20 protein-coding genes, 2 rRNA genes and 1 other annotated feature (1 of these 23 cut by a window edge) are annotated in these 18,961 nt (G+C 39.9%); all 22 genes read left to right on the top strand.

The window, feature by feature from the left end; all coding sequences use genetic code 11:
• Nucleotides 1-359 (top strand): 23S ribosomal RNA (locus ABC255_RS29615) (it extends 2,579 nt beyond the left edge of the window).
• 75 nt (nt 360-434) lie between these two features.
• Nucleotides 435-550 (top strand): 5S ribosomal RNA (gene rrf / locus ABC255_RS29610).
• A 393-nt stretch (nt 551-943) separates the two neighbouring features.
• Nucleotides 944-1,405: a CtsR family transcriptional regulator gene (locus ABC255_RS29605; RefSeq protein WP_179603612.1), complete on the top strand. Its 462-nt coding sequence runs from the start codon at nt 944-946 to the stop codon at nt 1,403-1,405.
• 29 nt (nt 1,406-1,434) lie between these two features.
• Nucleotides 1,435-1,983 carry a protein-arginine kinase activator protein McsA gene (gene mcsA, locus ABC255_RS29600; protein ID WP_412998825.1) on the top strand — a complete coding sequence of 183 codons (549 nt, stop codon included), beginning with the start codon at nt 1,435-1,437 and terminating at the stop codon, nt 1,981-1,983.
• Nucleotide 1,984: 1 nt separating this feature from the next.
• Nucleotides 1,985-3,058 (top strand): protein-arginine kinase McsB, encoded by a 1,074-nt coding sequence (mcsB, locus tag ABC255_RS29595; RefSeq protein ID WP_412998824.1) that lies wholly within the window; start codon nt 1,985-1,987, stop codon nt 3,056-3,058.
• A 13-nt stretch (nt 3,059-3,071) separates the two neighbouring features.
• A complete protein-coding gene (gene clpC, locus ABC255_RS29590; protein ID WP_412998823.1) occupies nt 3,072-5,513 on the top strand; it encodes an ATP-dependent protease ATP-binding subunit ClpC in 2,442 nt (813 codons plus the stop codon).
• Nucleotides 5,514-5,609: 96 nt separating this feature from the next.
• Nucleotides 5,610-6,992 (top strand): DNA repair protein RadA, encoded by a 1,383-nt coding sequence (gene radA / locus ABC255_RS29585; protein WP_335535848.1) that lies wholly within the window; start codon nt 5,610-5,612, stop codon nt 6,990-6,992.
• Nucleotides 6,993-6,995: 3 nt separating this feature from the next.
• On the top strand, nt 6,996-8,069 hold the full coding sequence (disA, locus tag ABC255_RS29580) for a DNA integrity scanning diadenylate cyclase DisA (protein ID WP_335535849.1): 1,074 nt from the start codon (nt 6,996-6,998) through the stop codon (nt 8,067-8,069).
• A 198-nt stretch (nt 8,070-8,267) separates the two neighbouring features.
• A complete protein-coding gene (locus ABC255_RS29575; protein ID WP_412998822.1) occupies nt 8,268-9,353 on the top strand; it encodes a PIN/TRAM domain-containing protein in 1,086 nt (361 codons plus the stop codon).
• A gap of 42 nt (nt 9,354-9,395) precedes the next feature.
• A complete protein-coding gene (gene ispD / locus ABC255_RS29570; protein WP_412998821.1) occupies nt 9,396-10,085 on the top strand; it encodes a 2-C-methyl-D-erythritol 4-phosphate cytidylyltransferase in 690 nt (229 codons plus the stop codon).
• Nucleotide 10,086: 1 nt separating this feature from the next.
• Nucleotides 10,087-10,569, top strand: a complete 483-nt coding sequence (ispF, locus tag ABC255_RS29565) for a 2-C-methyl-D-erythritol 2,4-cyclodiphosphate synthase (RefSeq protein ID WP_412998820.1) — start codon at nt 10,087-10,089, stop codon at nt 10,567-10,569.
• A 72-nt stretch (nt 10,570-10,641) separates the two neighbouring features.
• Nucleotides 10,642-12,099: a glutamate--tRNA ligase gene (gltX, locus tag ABC255_RS29560; RefSeq protein ID WP_412998819.1), complete on the top strand. Its 1,458-nt coding sequence runs from the start codon at nt 10,642-10,644 to the stop codon at nt 12,097-12,099.
• Nucleotides 12,100-12,146: 47 nt separating this feature from the next.
• Nucleotides 12,147-12,384 (top strand) — a binding site (T-box leader).
• Between the two features lie 89 nt (nt 12,385-12,473).
• Entirely contained in the window at nt 12,474-13,142 is a 669-nt protein-coding gene (cysE, locus tag ABC255_RS29555) for a serine O-acetyltransferase (RefSeq protein WP_412998818.1), read from the top strand.
• Entirely contained in the window at nt 13,123-14,520 is a 1,398-nt protein-coding gene (cysS, locus tag ABC255_RS29550; protein ID WP_412998817.1) for a cysteine--tRNA ligase, read from the top strand. Before cysE ends, cysS begins: the two co-directional genes overlap by 20 nt.
• A gap of 3 nt (nt 14,521-14,523) precedes the next feature.
• A complete protein-coding gene (locus ABC255_RS29545) occupies nt 14,524-14,949 on the top strand; it encodes a Mini-ribonuclease 3 (RefSeq protein WP_335532986.1) in 426 nt (141 codons plus the stop codon).
• Nucleotides 14,946-15,695 carry a 23S rRNA (guanosine(2251)-2'-O)-methyltransferase RlmB gene (gene rlmB, locus ABC255_RS29540; RefSeq protein WP_412998816.1) on the top strand — a complete coding sequence of 250 codons (750 nt, stop codon included), beginning with the start codon at nt 14,946-14,948 and terminating at the stop codon, nt 15,693-15,695. Before ABC255_RS29545 ends, rlmB begins: the two co-directional genes overlap by 4 nt.
• Before the next feature lie 2 nt (nt 15,696-15,697).
• On the top strand, nt 15,698-16,207 hold the full coding sequence (locus tag ABC255_RS29535) for an NYN domain-containing protein (protein ID WP_412998815.1): 510 nt from the start codon (nt 15,698-15,700) through the stop codon (nt 16,205-16,207).
• 116 nt (nt 16,208-16,323) lie between these two features.
• Complete coding sequence (sigH, locus tag ABC255_RS29530; RefSeq protein ID WP_052106397.1) at nt 16,324-16,929, top strand: RNA polymerase sporulation sigma factor SigH; 606 nt, start codon at nt 16,324-16,326, stop codon at nt 16,927-16,929.
• A 110-nt stretch (nt 16,930-17,039) separates the two neighbouring features.
• A complete protein-coding gene (rpmG, locus tag ABC255_RS29525; RefSeq protein WP_179603667.1) occupies nt 17,040-17,186 on the top strand; it encodes a 50S ribosomal protein L33 in 147 nt (48 codons plus the stop codon).
• Nucleotides 17,187-17,235: 49 nt separating this feature from the next.
• Nucleotides 17,236-17,418 carry a preprotein translocase subunit SecE gene (gene secE / locus ABC255_RS29520; protein ID WP_179603627.1) on the top strand — a complete coding sequence of 61 codons (183 nt, stop codon included), beginning with the start codon at nt 17,236-17,238 and terminating at the stop codon, nt 17,416-17,418.
• 295 nt (nt 17,419-17,713) lie between these two features.
• On the top strand, nt 17,714-18,247 hold the full coding sequence (gene nusG / locus ABC255_RS29515) for a transcription termination/antitermination protein NusG (RefSeq protein WP_179603628.1): 534 nt from the start codon (nt 17,714-17,716) through the stop codon (nt 18,245-18,247).
• A gap of 193 nt (nt 18,248-18,440) precedes the next feature.
• Nucleotides 18,441-18,866, top strand: coding sequence for a 50S ribosomal protein L11 (gene rplK / locus ABC255_RS29510; protein WP_026565509.1), 426 nt, complete (start codon nt 18,441-18,443; stop codon nt 18,864-18,866).
• The last annotated feature ends 95 nt before the right edge of the window (nt 18,867-18,961 follow it).

Below are 18,961 nucleotides of genomic sequence, written 5' to 3'. Positions count from 1 at the left end.
AGGGTTGGGCTGTTCGCCCATTAAAGCGGTACGCGAGCTGGGTTCAGAACGTCGTGAGACAGTTCGGTCCCTATCCGTCGTGGGCGCAGGAAATTTGAGAGGAGCTGTCCTTAGTACGAGAGGACCGGGATGGACGCACCGCTGGTGTACCAGTTGTCTTGCCAAAGGCATCGCTGGGTAGCTATGTGCGGACGGGATAAGTGCTGAAAGCATCTAAGCATGAAGCCCCCCTCAAGATGAGATTTCCCATAGCGTCAAGCTAGTAAGAACCCTGAAAGATGATCAGGTTGATAGGTCAGAGGTGGAAGCGTGGTAACATGTGGAGCTGACTGATACTAATCGTTCGAGGACTTAACCAATTTTTAAAAGCGAACTCGTTTTACAAACTTCTTCTGATTATCTAGTTTTGAGGGAATGATACCTCAATAAAATAGTCTGGTAATTAAGGCGAGAAGGTCACACCCGTTCCCATACCGAACACGGAAGTTAAGCTTCTCAGCGCCGATGGTAGTTGGGACTTTGTCCCTGTGAGAGTAGGACGTTGCCAGGCACAAAAAGCACAACCTGATTAGGGTTGTGTTTTTTTGTATTGTTCGAAAATTACAGGATAGTAGAATAAATTTTGAATCCCTTGAGCTTTTACCCGATAGAAGGAACTAAAATCTCTTTTTGTTGCCTTTAAACTAAATTTTTAAAGGAAGGAGGGAACCAAACCCTCCTATTGACTACCTCAAACTTGATTTTCCTAGGATAAAGGGAATCAAAACCTCACAAAGCTTATCTACCATTACTAACTACCTAAAAACAAATTTATAAACCAATACAGGTTTCACACCTGCGAAATATGGAGAAAATCATTAGTAGCATGTTGTTTGCAACTACATAAAATTTTCAGTATAATTAATGTCAAATATAGTCAAAGTCAGAAGAAGGAGGTGGGAAGATGAGAAACATCTCCGATATTATTGAAAAGTATTTAAAACAAGTATTAGAAATGAGTGAAAAGGAACACGTTGAAATCAAGAGAAGCGAGATAGCAGATAAATTTCAATGTGTACCATCACAAATAAATTATGTCATTAATACGCGCTTTACCATTGAACGAGGGTATATCGTAGAGAGTAAACGCGGGGGAGGCGGGTATATCCGAATCATGAAGGTTCAGTCCCATGATTTAGCCGACTTAATTGACCATTTGTTGTCGCTCATTGAAAATCGTATCGCACAAGCTACGGCAGAAGATGTTATTTACAGACTGGTCCATGAGGAGATAATTACAAAACGAGAGGCAAAAATAATGTTAAGTGTAATTGACCGTTCAGTCCTTTATATTGATCTTCCATTCCGAGACGAATTACGTGCAAGAATGTTGAAAGCGATGTTAACATCATTGAAATATAAATAATCTATACCAGCTAGAGAGGTGAAATAAAAATGATTTGCCAGGAATGTAATCAAAGGCCTGCTGCACTCCATTTTACAAAAATCATCAACGGTGAAAAAACCGAGGTAAACCTTTGTGAAAAATGTGCCCAAGAGAAGGGCGAGATGTTTATGATTAATGGAGGATCAGGCTTTACTTTTAATAACCTATTAGCGGGTCTATTAAATATTGATCCTACTGTTCAAAAACAAAATCAAAATACGTTTCATCAAGAAGAAGTACTTCAATGTAATAAATGTTCAATGACATTTCCGCAATTTATTAAAGTCGGACGTTTCGGATGTGCCGATTGCTATGAAACTTTTAAAGAGCAGCTTCCACCCGTCTTAAGGAGACTTCACAGCGGAAATTGGTCCCATAGCGGAAAAATACCAAAGCGAATTGGCGGAGGAATTCACCTCAAAAAGCAGGTTGAAAATCTTAAAAGTGAACTAAAAGAGTTAATTCAACAAGAGGAATTTGAAAAAGCTGCTATGATTCGAGATGAAATCCGTACAATCGAGAAAGAATTACCTGGCAGAAGTAAGGGAGGGGAATAACGTGTCGCTTGAACGTTTTATCAATCAAGCAGTCAGCTCGTGGATGAGCGAGGAGGGACCTGATTCAGATATAGTCCTTAGTTCCCGAATCCGTTTAGCCCGAAACTTTGAGAACTATAAATTTCCAACATTATTTTCGCATGAAGAAGCACAATCGATTATTTTGAAAATGGAAGAAATCCTGAGTGAATCTAACTTTACAAAGTTTGGGCAAATGGAGCTTCTGAAGATCGATGACATACAGCCTCTCCAAAAAAGGGTTTTGGTAGAAAAGCATTTGATTAGTCCTAATTTAGCAGAAGACTCACCTTATGGAGCGGTTCTATTAACCGAAAATGAAGAAGTTAGTATTATGATTAATGAAGAGGATCACATTCGCATTCAGTGTTTATTTCCTGGGCTGCAACTAACGGAGGCATTGGAGGCTGCGAATGAAGTAGATGATTGGCTGGAAAGCCACATTCACTTTGGGTTCGATGAGAAGCATGGATATCTAACAAGCTGCCCTACAAACGTAGGAACCGGACTTCGTGCTTCAGTCATGATGCACTTACCAGGATTGATGTTAACACAGCAAATCAATCGTATTATTCCGGCAATAAATCAACTGGGTTTAGTTGTAAGAGGGATCTACGGTGAGGGGAGTGAAGCGCTTGGAAATATATTTCAAATCTCCAATCAAATAACTTTGGGTAAATCCGAAGAAGACATTTGCCGTGACCTGAAAGGTGTAGTGAGTCAGTTAATTTCACAAGAAAGGTCCGCTCGTGAAGCATTACGCAAAACTTCAAACATACAATTAGAAGACAGAGTGTTTCGTTCTTATGGTGTATTATCCAACTGTAGGATTATTGAAACAAAAGAGGCTGCAAAATGCCTATCTGATGTTCGACTAGGAATTGATATGGGATACATTGATCATTTGCCTAAGAATATATTAAATGAATTGATGATTTTAACACAGCCTGGATTCTTGCAGCAGTACGCAGGCGGGCATTTAAGAGCAAATGAAAGAGATATAAGACGAGCAGCATTAATTCGAGAACGAATAAAAATGGAGTCAGATAAAAGGTGAGGAGGAATGGAATATGATGTTTGGCCGTTTTACTGAGAGAGCTCAAAAGGTTTTAGCTTTAGCACAAGAGGAAGCAATTAGACTTGGACACAACAATATTGGAACTGAGCATATTTTATTAGGTTTAGTCCGTGAGGGAGAAGGCATCGCCGCAAAAGCACTTTATGGACTTGGATTAGGTTCTGAAAAAATTCAAAAGGAAGTGGAATCGTTAATCGGGAAAGGTCAGGAAGCATCCCAAACGATTCACTATACACCAAGGGCTAAAAAGGTAATCGAATTATCAATGGATGAAGCTCGAAAATTAGGACATTCCTATGTTGGAACAGAGCATATTCTACTTGGTTTAATCCGTGAAGGTGAAGGTGTTGCTGCAAGAGTCCTTAATAATCTGGGAGTAAGCCTAAATAAAGCGCGTCAACAAGTACTGCAATTACTAGGCAGTAATGAATCGGGCGGTCATCAGGGAGGGGCATCAGTAAGTGCTAATACTCCAACCCTTGACAGCCTTGCTAGGGATTTAACAGCAATTGCTAGAGAAGGAAGTTTGGACCCTGTTATCGGAAGAAGCAAGGAGATTCAACGGGTAATTGAAGTATTAAGCCGCCGTACAAAAAATAACCCTGTGTTAATCGGCGAACCAGGCGTAGGTAAAACCGCTATCGCTGAAGGCCTTGCACAGCAAATTGTAAATAATGAAGTACCGGAAATTCTTCGTGATAAGCGGGTTATGACGCTGGATATGGGAACCGTAGTAGCTGGAACCAAATATCGCGGTGAATTTGAGGACCGTTTGAAGAAGGTAATGGACGAAATCCGCCAGGCAGGTAACATCATTCTCTTTATTGATGAATTACACACGTTAATTGGTGCCGGAGGAGCAGAAGGAGCGATTGACGCTTCCAACATCCTAAAACCTTCACTAGCACGTGGAGAGCTTCAATGTATCGGTGCAACCACACTGGACGAATACCGCAAATATATTGAAAAGGATGCCGCATTAGAGCGTCGCTTCCAGCCAATCCGTGTTGACGAACCAACGGCTGATGAGTCCGTACGTATACTAGAAGGTCTTCGTGATCGTTATGAAGCCCATCACCGCGTTTCAATTACAGACGAGGCAATTGAAGCAGCGGTAAAATTATCTGACCGCTATATTTCTGACCGGTTCCTTCCAGATAAGGCAATTGATCTGATTGATGAAGCGGGATCAAAGGTTCGCTTACGTTCATATACGACACCTCCAAATTTAAAAGAATTAGAAGTAAAGTTAGAAGAAGTACGCAAAGAGAAGGATGCTGCCGTCCAAAGCCAGGAATTTGAAAAAGCAGCCTCTCTAAGAGATACAGAGCAGCGTCTTCGTGAGCAGCTTGAAGAAACAAAGAAAACGTGGAAAGAAAAGCAAGGAAAAGAAAACAGCGAAGTGACTGTTGAGGATATTGCAAGTGTGGTTTCAAGCTGGACGGGAATACCAGTTTCCAAGCTGGCACAGACAGAAACAGCTAAGCTGCTAAACTTAGAGGAACTCTTACATTCACGAGTAATTGGTCAAGAGGAAGCAGTTAAGGCTGTTTCAAAAGCTGTCCGTCGTGCGAGAGCAGGCTTAAAGGATCCAAAACGTCCGATTGGCTCTTTTGTATTCCTTGGTCCTACTGGTGTAGGTAAAACCGAATTGGCTCGAGCACTTGCTGAAGCTATGTTTGGTGATGAAGACGCCATGATTCGAATCGATATGTCAGAATACATGGAGAAGCATTCTACTTCCCGTTTGGTTGGATCACCTCCAGGATATGTGGGTTATGAAGAAGGCGGTCAATTAACGGAAAAAGTACGGAGAAAACCATATTCCGTTATCCTGCTTGATGAAATTGAAAAGGCACATCCAGACGTGTTTAATATTTTACTGCAGGTCTTAGAGGATGGCCGCTTAACTGATTCAAAAGGAAGAACGGTTGACTTCCGAAATACTGTTCTGATTATGACTTCTAACGTTGGCGCAGAGGCCCTAAAACGCAACAAATATGTCGGCTTTAATATTCAAGATGGAGAACAGGATTATAAGGATATGAAGGGTAAGGTTATGGAAGAATTGAAAAAGGCCTTCCGTCCTGAATTCTTAAACCGTATTGATGAAATCATTGTCTTCCATGCTTTAGAGAAAAAGCATCTTGGAGAAATTGTTACTCTATTATCTGATCAGCTTGTAAAACGACTAAAAGAGCAGCATATTTCTTTAGAGTTAACCGAAGCAGCTAAGGATAAGATATCTATCGAGGGTTACGACCCAGAATACGGTGCACGTCCATTACGCAGAGCAATTCAAAAGCATATTGAAGACCGCCTCTCTGAAGAACTGTTAAAAGGCACAGTATTAACAGGGCAGCATGTTATAATTGATGTTGATAATGGTGAATTCTTAGTTAAAACGGCAGAAAAAACGCCTCTAACTAAATAACCAGATCCATTAAGTTTTAGAACAACTAAAAGGGGTACACGTTATAAGTCTCGACCGTGTACCTCTTTTTCTATTTAGAGTCAGGAGTAGATTGATATGGTCAAACGAAAAACGAAGTTCATGTGTCAGGAGTGTGGGTATGAATCTCCTAAATGGTTAGGAAAATGCCCTGGCTGCGGCGAGTGGAACAAGATGGTGGAAGAAGTTGAGGTGACGGGTGGAAATAGAAGGGGCGCCTTTGCTCATTCTCAGGGAGTATCCACACTAGCGTCGAAACCAACACCAATTACAGCCATTGAATCATTGTCGGAACCGAGGATTCTTACCGATTTAAATGAGCTTAATCGAGTTTTAGGCGGTGGAGTAGTTAAAGGATCACTGGTTCTAATCGGTGGTGACCCTGGTATCGGTAAATCGACTCTCCTTTTACAGGTATCCTCTCAGCTTGCGAATAAAGGGAATCAGGTCTTATACATATCCGGCGAGGAATCGCTGAGGCAAACCAAGCTTCGAGCAGAAAGACTAGGAATTAAATCTGAAAATCTCCTCGTGTATGCTGAGACCAATTTAGACGAAATAAATCGGACCATTGAAAATACAAACCCAAGTTTTGTTATTATTGATTCGATTCAAACTGTTTTTCATCCGGAAGTAACATCTGCACCAGGGAGCGTTTCACAAGTTCGTGAATGTACATCTGAATTAATGAGGATTGGGAAAACGAAAGGAATTGCTATTTTTATTGTTGGTCATGTAACAAAAGAAGGTTCCATAGCTGGACCAAGGCTGCTCGAGCACATGGTAGATACTGTTCTCTACTTTGAGGGCGAGAGGCACCATACTTATCGAATTTTACGTGCAGTAAAGAACCGCTTTGGATCAACAAATGAAATGGGTATTTTTGAAATGAAAGAATTTGGACTTGATGAGGTTGCAAATCCTTCAGAAATTTTCCTTGAAGAGAGGTCACAAGGCGCGGCCGGTTCCACTGTGGTTGCTTCAATGGAGGGTACACGTCCTGTACTTGTCGAAATCCAGGCTTTAATTTCTCCAACAAGTTTTGGAAACCCAAGAAGAATGGCAACAGGTATTGACCATAACCGTGTTCCATTATTAATGGCAGTATTAGAGAAGCGGATGGGAATGCTGCTTCAGAATCAAGATGCGTATTTAAAGGTCGCTGGGGGCGTTAAATTAGATGAACCAGCCATCGATTTAGCGATTGTTGTAAGTATTGCCTCAAGCTTCCGTGATAAACCTACACGTGCCACGGATTGTATTATAGGCGAGGTTGGGTTAACAGGAGAAGTGCGAAGGGTCTCCAGGATTGAACAGCGTGTTCAGGAAGCTGCAAAGTTAGGGTTCGAACGGGTTATTTTACCCGCAAATAATTTGAGCGGCTGGCAAGGTCCAAAAGGTGTAGAGTTAATCGGCGTTTCGACTGTAGCAGAAGCTTTAAAAGCAGTGTTAGGGGTGTAGAGCATGGAAAATAAAAAGCTGGGTGAACAAACTGTAAGTGAGGTTCTACAGTTTATTGCCCCAGGTACACCTATTCGTGAAGGAATTGATAATGTATTAAGAGCAAATACTGGCGGGCTTATTGTTGTTGGTTACAATGATAAGGTTAAAAGTATTGTTGATGGCGGATTTCAAATTAATTGTCCTTTTTCACCAAGTTATCTATATGAGTTAGCAAAAATGGATGGTGCGATTATCCTAAACGATTTAGGGAATACCATTCTTATTGCGAATGCCCAGCTTGTTCCTGATTCTGATATATCGGCATCGGAAACAGGTATGCGCCACCGTACAGCTGAACGAGTGGCCAGGCAAACAAAGGCCCTTGTCATTGCTATATCTCAAAGAAGAAACGTCATAACCTTATATCAAGGGAACTTCCGTTATGCCCTTAAAGATATTTCTGTGATATTAACCAAGGCAAATCAAGCGATTCAAATGCTGGAAAAGTATAAGGTCGTCCTTGAGCGAAGTATTGCCGGGTTAAGTATTTTGGAATTCGAAGAATCGGTTACATATAACGATTTCTTACTCGTTCTCCACCGATTTGAAATGGTGCTAAAAATTAAAAATGAGCTTATAACTTATTTAAACGAATTGGGCACGGAAGGCAGGCTTATCCGCTTGCAAATGAATGAAATATTGACAGATCTAGAAGAGGAAACCGCCCTGATTATTAAGGACTATGCCATTGATAGAGAGGTCAAGTCGAGAGATGTTCTCAAACGAATGCAGGTGTTAACTAGCAATGGGACACTAGATGATATCGCAATACTGAAACTAATGGGGTACCAAGGATATATTCCACTTGATGAAAATAAACATCCTCGGGGATATCGTATTCTAAATAAAATTCCTCGTCTTCCAATTGTAATCATTGAAAACATTATTACGAGTTTTGGTGCTTTTTCAAAAATTATTTCAGCCTCTGTTGAAGAATTAGATGATGTTGAGGGAATTGGTGAAATTCGTGCAAAGAAAATCAGGGAAGGCTTGAGATTAATTAAAGAGAGATTATATACAGAGCGGCATTTATAGAATTCTATTAGGTGTAAGGAGCAAGTTTACGTTTGTTTGACAGAGGTTTTTTCCAGTGCTACCCTATGAAGAGAAAAATATATTTTACTATATAAAGTTAACTTTCATGTTTTAAAATTCGCACTTTGACTAAAATAATCAATAAACGAAGGTTTCATTTTTGGGAATATGTTTATAATGAGTAGAGGAGGTGAAGGAATGTTAAAACGTATTGTTCAAGCATGCTTTCTTATAACTGGAGGTACGCTTGGAATATTGCTAATTCCACAATTACTAAAAGTAATAAATTTTGATGACATTCCAATAATCAGTAACTCATATGCAACGGCTATTATAGGTGCTATTATTTTTTATCTTATTACTTTTTGGGCAGTAGATTATGTACTAGAGTTTATTAAATGGGCAGAAGACTCACTGGTAAAAATCCCAGTAACAGACGTGATTTTTGGCAGTTTAGGCTTAATCTTTGGCTTATTAGTCGCCTTTTTAATCGGCTTTGCTCTAAATGCCGTTCAAGTACCTATTCTTAATGCTGTCGCTCCTATTTTGCTGACATTATTATTTGGATACCTGGGCTTTCAGGTAGGATTTAAGAAAAGAGATGAGTTGTTAAATCTTTTTGGAAGCCGTGGAAAGAAGAAATCCGGAGAAGAGGACGCTGAAAAGTCAGAGGGACAATCATTAAAGATCCTAGATACAAGCGTTATTATTGACGGTCGTGTCGCTGACATTTGTCAAACAGGCTTCCTTGAAGGCACAATTGTAATTCCCCGCTTTGTACTCGAGGAATTACAGCATATTGCTGATTCATCCGATGTCTTAAAGCGGAACCGCGGGAGACGAGGCTTGGATATTCTAAATCGAATTCAAAAGGAATTAGCAATAAAAGTAGAGATTTATGAAGGCGATTTTGATGAAATTCAAGAAGTGGACAGCAAGCTTGTGAAACTAGCGAAGATAACAAATGGAATGCTTGTTACAAATGACTTTAATCTCAATAAAGTGTGTGAATTACAGAGTGTTTCTGTATTGAATATTAATGATTTAGCCAATGCCGTAAAACCCGTAGTACTGCCTGGGGAAGAGTTATCTGTACAGGTAATTAAGGATGGTAAAGAATATCATCAAGGTGTAGCATATCTTGACGATGGAACGATGATTGTGGTTGAAGAAGGAAGAGAATATATCGGAAAAAGAATTGATGTTCTCGTAACAAGTGTTCTTCAAACCTCTGCTGGAAGAATGATTTTTGCAAAGCCAAAATTATTGGAAAAGGCACTTTAGCTGGACAGACACAAGACAGAAAGAATAGAATGGAGTTTTATTATGGCTTATCAAGTCATTATTCCGGCCGCTGGTCAAGGGAAGAGAATGGGTGCAGGGAAAAACAAGCTTCTGTTAGAACTTAATAATATACCTTTATTAATCCATACCTTAAGGGTCTTCGAGGAAGATCAGTTGTGTCAGGGAATTATTTTAGCTGTAAATCCACTCGATACTGAGGAGTTTAAATACTTATTAAATAAGTATAAGGTGAAGAAGGTGATGGATTTAGTTCCAGGTGGAAAAGAACGTCAGGATAGCATTTATAACGCATTGAAAACAATAAAGAACGATGGAATTATTCTTGTTCATGATGCCGCTCGTCCTTTTATTCTTAAGGAACATATCCACCGATTACTAGATACAGCACAAGAAACAGGTGCAGCAATCATTGGAGTGCCAGCAAAGGATACCATGAAAACAGTAGGGAATCATGTGGTAATGGCAACTGTCGAAAGATCCAGCTTGTGGGCTGTTCAAACCCCACAAGCTTTTCGTTTTTCTATTCTTTTTAAGGCCTATGAACATGCCGAGAAGGAACACTTTATTGGTACCGATGATTCCAGTTTGGTAGAACGAATTTCGCATCCAGTGACAATGGTGGAGGGAGATTATGATAATATCAAGCTCACTACCAAGGAGGATTTATTTTTTGCACAGGCAATATTAAAGAAAAGACAAGGGAGTTATTAAAATGTTTCGAATTGGACAAGGCTTTGATGTGCACCAATTAACTGAGGATCGACCACTCATCATAGGCGGCATTACCATCCCCTATGAAAAAGGACTGCTAGGTCATTCGGATGCAGATGTATTATTACATACTATCTCTGACGCGTGTCTTGGGGCGATTGGTGAAGGGGATATTGGAAAGCATTTTCCGGATACAGACCCAAACTTTAAGGATGCCGATTCTGCTAAGCTTATGGAGCATGTTTGGCAGCTCGTAAAAGATAGAGGGTATGAACTTGTTAACGCAGATTGTACGATTATTGCCCAAAAACCAAAAATGGCACCTTATATACAGTCGATGAAAGAGAGAATCGCAGAATTATTAGATGCTTCTCCCGAACAAATCAATGTAAAGGCAACAACAACAGAGAAGTTAGGCTTTACAGGGCGAGGTGAAGGAATAGCTTCACAAGCTGTGGTTTTGTTAAAAAAGGTTAACATATAGTCTTTATTGCTGAAATCTACAATGGTAAAATAAATCAGATATAAGAAATCAATGGTATATGGAGGCATAGTAATGTCAAATGAAGTTCGTGTAAGGTATGCTCCAAGTCCAACTGGACATTTACATATTGGAAATGCCCGTACTGCATTATTTAATTATTTATTTGCCCGCAACAAGCAAGGTAAATTTATTATCCGTATTGAGGATACAGATAAGAAGCGAAATATTGCTGGCGGAGAAGAAAGTCAATTAAAATACTTAAAATGGCTGGGTATGGATTGGGACGAAAGTGTTGATGTCGGCGGTGAATTTGGACCTTACCGACAGTCGGAAAGAAATGATATTTATCAAACCTATTACAATCAATTACTAGAAAATGGTCATGCTTATAAATGCTACTGTACCGAAGCAGAAATTGAAGCAGAGCGGGAAGAGCAGACGGAGAGAGGAGAAACTCCTCATTATTCAGGGAAGTGCCGCCATTTAACAGCTGAAGAACGTGCAAAATTAGCAAGCGAAGGACGCGAGCCAAGCATTAGAATCGTAGTGCCGGCAGGAAAAACCTACACCTTTGATGACATGGTAAAAGGAGCTGTATCCTTTGAATCAGAAGGAATGGGCGATTGGGTTATCATCAAAAAGGATGGAACACCAACTTATAATTTTGCGGTAACTGTTGATGATTATCTAATGAAAATTTCGCATGTACTCCGCGGCGATGATCACATATCTAATACTCCAAAGCAGCTAATGGTTTATGAAGCATTAGGCTGGGAGCCGCCGATTTTTGGTCACATGACACTAATCGTGAACGAAAGTAGAAAGAAGTTAAGCAAACGAGATGAATCAATTATTCAATTTATTGAACAATATGAGGAATTAGGCTATCTGCCAGAGGCTTTGTTTAACTTTATTACGTTACTAGGCTGGTCTCCAGCAGGAGAAGAGGAACTTTACTCTAAAGAGGAAATTATTGATATTTTCGATGCAAATCGCTTATCGAAGTCACCGGCTTTATTTGATACCAATAAACTTACATGGATGAACAACCAATATATGAAAAAGGTTGAGGTTGACCGAGTTATAGAAGTATCTATGCCACATTTAGTCAAAGCTGGACGTTTAGGTGAGAACTTGACTGAAGAGGAGCAACAATGGGTGAAAAATTTAGTTTCGCTTTTACAGGAAAAAATGAGCTATGGTGCAGAGATTGTTGAACTTTCCGAAATGTTCTTTAAAGATGAAGCTGAATACGAAGAAGACGCTAAGGAAGTTTTATCAGGGGAGACCGTTCCTCAAGTACTTAAAGCATTTTCTGAGGAGCTTGACAAGATGGAAAACTTTAAAGCGGACGAAATTAAGGCGGCGATGAAGGCAGTTCAAAAATCCACTGGCCAAAAGGGGAAGAATCTGTTTATGCCAATTCGTGCCGCTGTTTCAGGTCAAACCCATGGACCAGATTTACCTCAAACGATTGAGCTTTTAGGAAAAGAGAAAGTTTTAAATAGAATTCAAGGAATTATTGGTTAACATCGGCGCCAAAATGTAATATAGTAAAAGAAATAAACTTTCTATATGAAAAAGTGTAGATGAGGAAAAGTAAAGTATGACGCTTTAAAGAGAAGACCATCACCGGCTGAAAGTGGTCTAAGCCTCTCATGTTTGAAAATGCACCTCTGAGTCCCATTTTGAAAAGATGAAAATCTGTGTAGATATGGGCGGAACCTTTCCGTTAACAGGTAGAGTGAGATCATGAAAGCTCCTAGAAGCCTATCGATCTAATCAGAGTGGAACCACGCCGAACGCGTCTCTGTCGTAATGACAGAGGCGTTTTTTGTTTTTTTCAGAAAGATATGGGAATTATTTTACACAAGAAGCTTCATTACATTTAAGGGGGAAATGAAATGTTCAAAAGGATGAGGGAGGATATTGCGGTTGTTTTTGAACAAGATCCTGCAGCAAGAAGTTACCTAGAAGTTATCCTAACCTATTCAGGTTTACATGCAATCTGGGCCCACCGAATTGCACATGCATTCTTTAAGAAAAAGTTTTATTTTCTTGCACGGGTCATTTCTCAAATAAGTCGCTTTTTCACAGGTATTGAAATCCATCCTGGTGCAAAAATAGGCAGGAGATTATTTATTGACCACGGTATGGGAGTTGTCATAGGGGAAACTTGTGAAATTGGTGATAATGTAACGGTGTTTCAGGGCGTGACACTTGGGGGAACTGGGAAAGAGAAAGGAAAACGTCATCCCACCATTAAGGATAATGCGTTAATTGCAACAGGTGCAAAGGTGCTCGGTTCTATCACGATTGGCGAAAATTCTAAGATTGGTGCTGGATCAGTGGTCTTAAAAGAAGTGCCGCCGAATTCAACCGTTGTTGGCGTTCCGGGACGGATAGTAATTCAAGACGGCAAGCGAATCGGCAAGGATTTAGACCATTGTAATCTACCTGACCCTATTGCAGATCGGATTAAGGATTTACAAGCTGAACTAACGGAATTAAGAACAGAGTTAATTAAATTAAAGAAAGAAAGGAATAAAGTGAATGACCATACAACTGTATAATACTCTAAGCCGTAAGAAAGAAAAATTTGTCCCGCTCGAAGAAGGAAAAGTAAAAATGTATGTTTGCGGCCCGACTGTCTATAATTACATTCATATCGGTAATGCTCGTCCAGCGATTGTTTTTGATACCGTTCGCCGTTATTTTGAATACCGGGGTTATGACATACAATATGTGTCAAATTTTACAGACGTAGACGATAAATTAATCCGTGCTGCTAATCAGCTTGGAGAGGATGTTCCAGACATAGCAGATCGTTTCATCGAAGCTTACTTTGAAGATGTAACGGCATTAGGCTGCAAAAAGGCGGATATCCATCCACGTGTCATGGAAAATATGGATATTATTATTGACTTTATTGATCAACTGGTCAAAAAGGGTTACGCCTATGAATCTGAAGGAGATGTTTATTTCCGGACAAGGAAGTTTGAAGATTATGGCAAACTCTCACATCAATCAATTGATGACCTGCAGGTTGGGGCCAGAATTGAAGTTGGTGAGAAGAAACAAGATGATATGGACTTTGCCTTATGGAAAGCCGCAAAAGAAGGAGAAATCTTTTGGGAAAGTCCTTGGGGTATTGGACGACCTGGCTGGCATATTGAGTGCTCGGCAATGGCAAAAAAATACTTAGGGGAAACAATCGATATTCATGCTGGCGGACAAGATTTAACGTTCCCGCACCATGAAAATGAAATAGCCCAATCAGAGGCACTTACGGGAAAAACCTTTGCCCGTTACTGGATGCACAATGGGTATATTAATATTGATAATGAAAAAATGTCTAAATCGCTTGGAAACTATGTTTTAGTACATGACATTATCAAAATGCATAATCCGCAAGTTTTGCGATTTTTTATGCTATCCGTTCATTATCGGAATCCAATTAATTACAGTGAAGAGTTGTTAGAAAGCACAAAGGCAGCTTTTGAACGATTAACAACCTCTTATCAGAATCTACAGCATCGCAAGGAATCAAGTACAAATTTAACAAACAATAATCAAGAATGGTTAGAGAAGATAGAGGCATTACAGGATGAGTTTATTAAAGCGATGGACGATGATTTCAACACAGCAAAAGCGATTTCCGTTTTGTTTGATCTATCGAAGCTGGCTAATTACTACCTATTAGAAAAAAATACAGCGGTAGAAGTAATTGATAAATTCACCCAACAATTTAACGAGTTATTCAATGTCTTAGGTCTGACGCTTGAAACAACAGAATTGCTAGATGAAGAAATAGATGCATTAATTGAAAGAAGAATCCAGGCACGAAAAGATCGTAATTTCCAGCTATCTGATCAAATAAGAGATCAATTAAAGGAAATGAATATTATTTTAGAAGATACACCGCAAGGTACGAGATGGAAAAGAGGCTAATTCATGCTTGATTATCAAGAAAAAGTAAATGCCAATCAATTGAATAGTCTTGCCTTAGCTTATTTGGGTGACGCTGTCTATGAGACATATGTCAGACGTCACCTCCTGCAAAGCGGGAAGGTAAAGCCCAACCATCTACACCGCACGGGGACAACCTATGTTTCCGCAAAAGCACAATGCCAGGTACTATTTCGGATGATGGATGAAAACCTCCTGTCAGAGGAGGAGCTTGCGGTAGTCAAGCGGGGGCGGAACGCCAAATCGGGCACTGTACCTAAAAACACTGATGTCCAAACCTATCATTATAGCACTGCATTTGAAGCATTAATGGGTTTTTTATATTTAACCGAGAAAATAGAACGTTTAGAAGAACTTATCGTAAAGTCCTTTGAGTTTGTGGAAGAAAAGAAAGGAGGAACAAGCGAATGAACGAAAATAAGGATTATATCATTGGAAAAAATCCTGTTATGGAGGCACTTAGATCCGAAAGGGATATCAATAAGATTTTGATTGCAGAATCTTCACAGCGCGGTCAGATGCAGTCGTTAATTCAATTAGCAAAAGAAGCCAATGTTATCGTTCAATTTGTCCCAAAGAAAAAAATTGACCAGATATCTGATGAAAATCATCAAGGGGTTCTTGCTTATGTAGCAGCGTATCAGTACGCAGAAATGGACGATTTATTTGCAGCTGCAGAGAAGAAAAACGAATCTCCATTCTTTTTGTTATTAGATGAAATTGAGGATCCTCATAATCTTGGTTCCATCATGAGAACTGCAGACGCAGTCGGAGCACATGGAATTATTATTCCAAAAAGAAGAGCGGTTGGCTTAACGGCAACAGTGGCAAAGGCTTCAACTGGTGCCATTGAGCATATCCCAGTTGTCCGCGTTACCAATATGGCGCGTACGATAGATGAATTAAAGGAACGCGGTATCTGGATAGCTGGTACGGACGCGAGTGCGAAGCAAGATTATCGCCAATTTGATGGCACGCTGCCACTTGGTCTTGTCATTGGGAGCGAAGGAAAAGGGATGGGCCGTCTGGTTAGAGATAAATGTGACTTCCTTATTAACCTGCCGATGGCTGGAAAGGTAACATCATTAAATGCGTCTGTTGCAGCCGCGTTATTAATGTATGAGGTATACCGCAGGCGGCATCCTCTAGAGGGATAAAAATGGATATCTTGCTTGTCGATGGATATAACATAATCGGGGCGTGGCCTGAGCTAAGGGCATTAAAGGACCATGATTTGCCTGCGGCTAGGGACCGCTTAGTAGAAAGGATGGCAGAATACCAAGCTTTTTCAGGCTATCGCGTCATTGTTGTATTTGACGCCTACTATGTACAAGGAACTGAAAAGAAATATAAGAATCATAAAGTAGAGGTTATTTTTACAAAAGAAAATGAGACAGCTGATGAGCGAATTGAAAAGTTGGCGATTTCTTTAAACAACCGTAGAACGCAAATACATGTGGCTACTTCCGATTTTACAGAGCAATGGGCGATTTTTGGACAAGGCGCTCTAAGAAAGTCTGCAAGAGAATTGCTTATAGAGATGTCTTCGATAGAAAAAGGAATCGAAAAAAAGGTAAAAAAAATTCAAGAAAAAAGACCAGTCTCGAAAATACCGATTAGTAGCGAAGTGGCAGAAATTTTTGAAAAATGGCGCAGAGGTCAAAAGTAAGCGTTGACGTTCAAAAGTTACGGACAGTATAATAATACTATCTATGCTTGTTCGGTGGAGGGGGATCTTAATTGGGTACAGACTTCGGGGAAAAAGGCAACGAGCTATTTTTTTCAATGGAAGACGAGGAAATTGTTGATCTAGTGCACCAAGGTAATAGTGAGGCACTTGATTATTTAATTCACAAATATCGTAATTTTGTACGTGCAAAGGCCAGATCCTACTTCCTAATCGGAGCAGATAAGGAAGATATAGTTCAAGAAGGAATGATAGGGCTATATAAGGCTATCCGTGATTTCCGTGAGGACAAACTCACATCTTTTAAAGCGTTTGCAGAGTTGTGCATTACCAGACAAATCATTACTGCTATCAAAACTGCAACAAGGCAAAAGCATATACCGCTGAATTCCTATGTATCATTGGACAAGCCTATCTATGATGAAGAATCGGACCGCACCCTTATGGACGTCCTATCCGGCGCAAAGGTTCTTGACCCGGAAGAATTGATTATAAACCAGGAAGAATTTGATCACATTGAAGTAAAAATGACTGAATTATTAAGCGACCTAGAACGGAAGGTATTGGCACTGTATCTCGATGGACAATCGTACCAAGAAATATCAGAAGAACTGAACCGTCATGTAAAATCGATTGATAATGCCCTACAGCGCGTGAAAAGGAAATTAGAACGATATTTAGAAATTAGAGAATTTAGCCTTTAATTTTGAGACAATGACAAATATATGAATCCGCTAACACATGCTGTTGACAATAATTAGGACGCATGTTACATTTTTAAAGATATATTAGATGGATGATGAAGGTGTTTTTGATGAGTAAAAAGATTATTCTGGCATGTGCTGAATGTGGTTCACGTAATTACTCCACCCATGCAAACCAGTTGCAATCAGAACGATTGGAATTAAAAAAGTATTGCAAAACATGCGCCTCCCATACAATCCACAAAGAAACAAAATAAGTTTAGTCTATACTAGCAATGTTATTCCGATAGTTGGAGGGTTATAGATATGCAACGCTTAAAGAAATTCTTCAGTGATATTTTCCGTGAAATGAGAAAAGTTAGTTGGCCAAAACGTAAAGAACTAACACGCTATACTATTACGGTTTTCTCAACAGTTGCTTTCTTCGCATTGTTTTTTGGTGTCCTAGATTTAGGCATTTCAAAATTGATTCGACTTATTCTTGAATAATAAAAGATATTTCATGGTATAATGGTAACTAATACAGGAAATTTTATGTAAAGCCCGTTTTACGGGTTTTTTCATTTGTCTAGAAAGTTATTTTAAAGCAAATGTTGATATTGGCACGCTGTTGATTTGCGCGGAGGGCACGAAGACTCCTGCAGGAGTACGGAGCAGGTGAGACCCCACAGGCGCTCGCGCCGAGGAGGCTCACCGCAACGCCTGCGGAAAGCGAAGTGCCCGGAGCGCAAATCAACAGCATTACTATAAAGTACGGGGAGGGATGGACGTTTAGTCCTCTTGAATGGAAAAGAATTGGTATGTATTACATACTTACTCAGGTTATGAGAATAAAGTAAAAGCAAATCTAGAAAAACGTGTTGAATCAATGGGTATGACAGATAAGATATTTAGAGTTGTTGTTCCTGAAGAAGAAGAAACTGAAATAAAAAACGGGAAAACGAAGGTAGTTAAGCGAAAAGTATTCCCTGGCTATGTACTTGTTGAAATCGTAATGACAGATGATTCATGGTACGTAGTACGAAATACTCCTGGTGTAACAGGGTTTGTTGGTTCCGCTGGTGCAGGATCAAAACCTACTCCACTTCTTCCCGAAGAAGTTGTTGGAATTCTAAAACGCATGGGTGTCGATGAAAAACGCATCGATGTTAATTATGAAATTGGAGAAACTGTACGTGTGAAGGAAGGTCCATTTACAAACTTTACAGGGACAGTGGAAGAAATGGATAAAGACAAGGCAAAACTAAAAGTTCTTGTTAATATGTTTGGCCGTGACACCCCGGTAGAACTAGAATTCACACAGATTGAAAAGCTATAAAATAAAGAAATATTAATTGGAAATTGAAAAAAACTTGAAATCACTTTTAAAAAGTGGTAATATTTCATAGGTCAGTATGTCTCTTTTGAGACTAGACTTTTGATAAGATCTTTATCTTTATATAAAGACAGATACCTGAGTGGGAGGGCAAAAACCCTATTACCACATCACGGACTTTAAGGAGGTGTGTCTCGTGGCTAAAAAAGTAATTAAAGTTGTTAAATTACAAATCCCTGCTGGGAAAGCGAATCCTGCACCACCAGTTGGACCTGCATTAGGTCAAGCCGGTGTTAATATCATGGGATTCTGTAAAGAATTTAACGCTCGTACAGCAGATCAAGCTGGATTAATCATTCCTGTTGAAATTACGGTTTTTGAAGACCGTTCATTTACATTTATTACGAAAACTCCTCCTGCTGCAGTTCTTTTGAAAGTAGCAGCTGGAATCCAGTCTGGTTCTGGTGAACCAAACCGTAATAAGGTAGCAACAGTTAAGCGTAATACAGTACGCGAGATTGCGGAACAGAAAATGCCTGACCTAAACGCTGCAAGCGTTGAAGCAGCAATGCGCATGGTTGAAGGTACTGCTCGCAGCATGGGAATCGTTATCGAAGACTAATCCATGCAAACTGTTTTTTGTAATGAAGGGGGTTGCGTTACTAGCGCAACCTTTATTCGTGACTAGCTGCGGCGCCTAGCCCCTCGGGGTCATAA

It is taken from the genome of Neobacillus canaveralius (genome assembly GCF_047237705.1).
In the GTDB taxonomy this organism is placed as follows: Bacteria; Bacillota; Bacilli; order Bacillales; family Cytobacillaceae; genus Neobacillus; species Neobacillus niacini_K.
The sequence above is the reverse complement of the archived record's forward strand: the minus strand, read 5'-3'. Positions and strand labels throughout refer to the sequence as shown.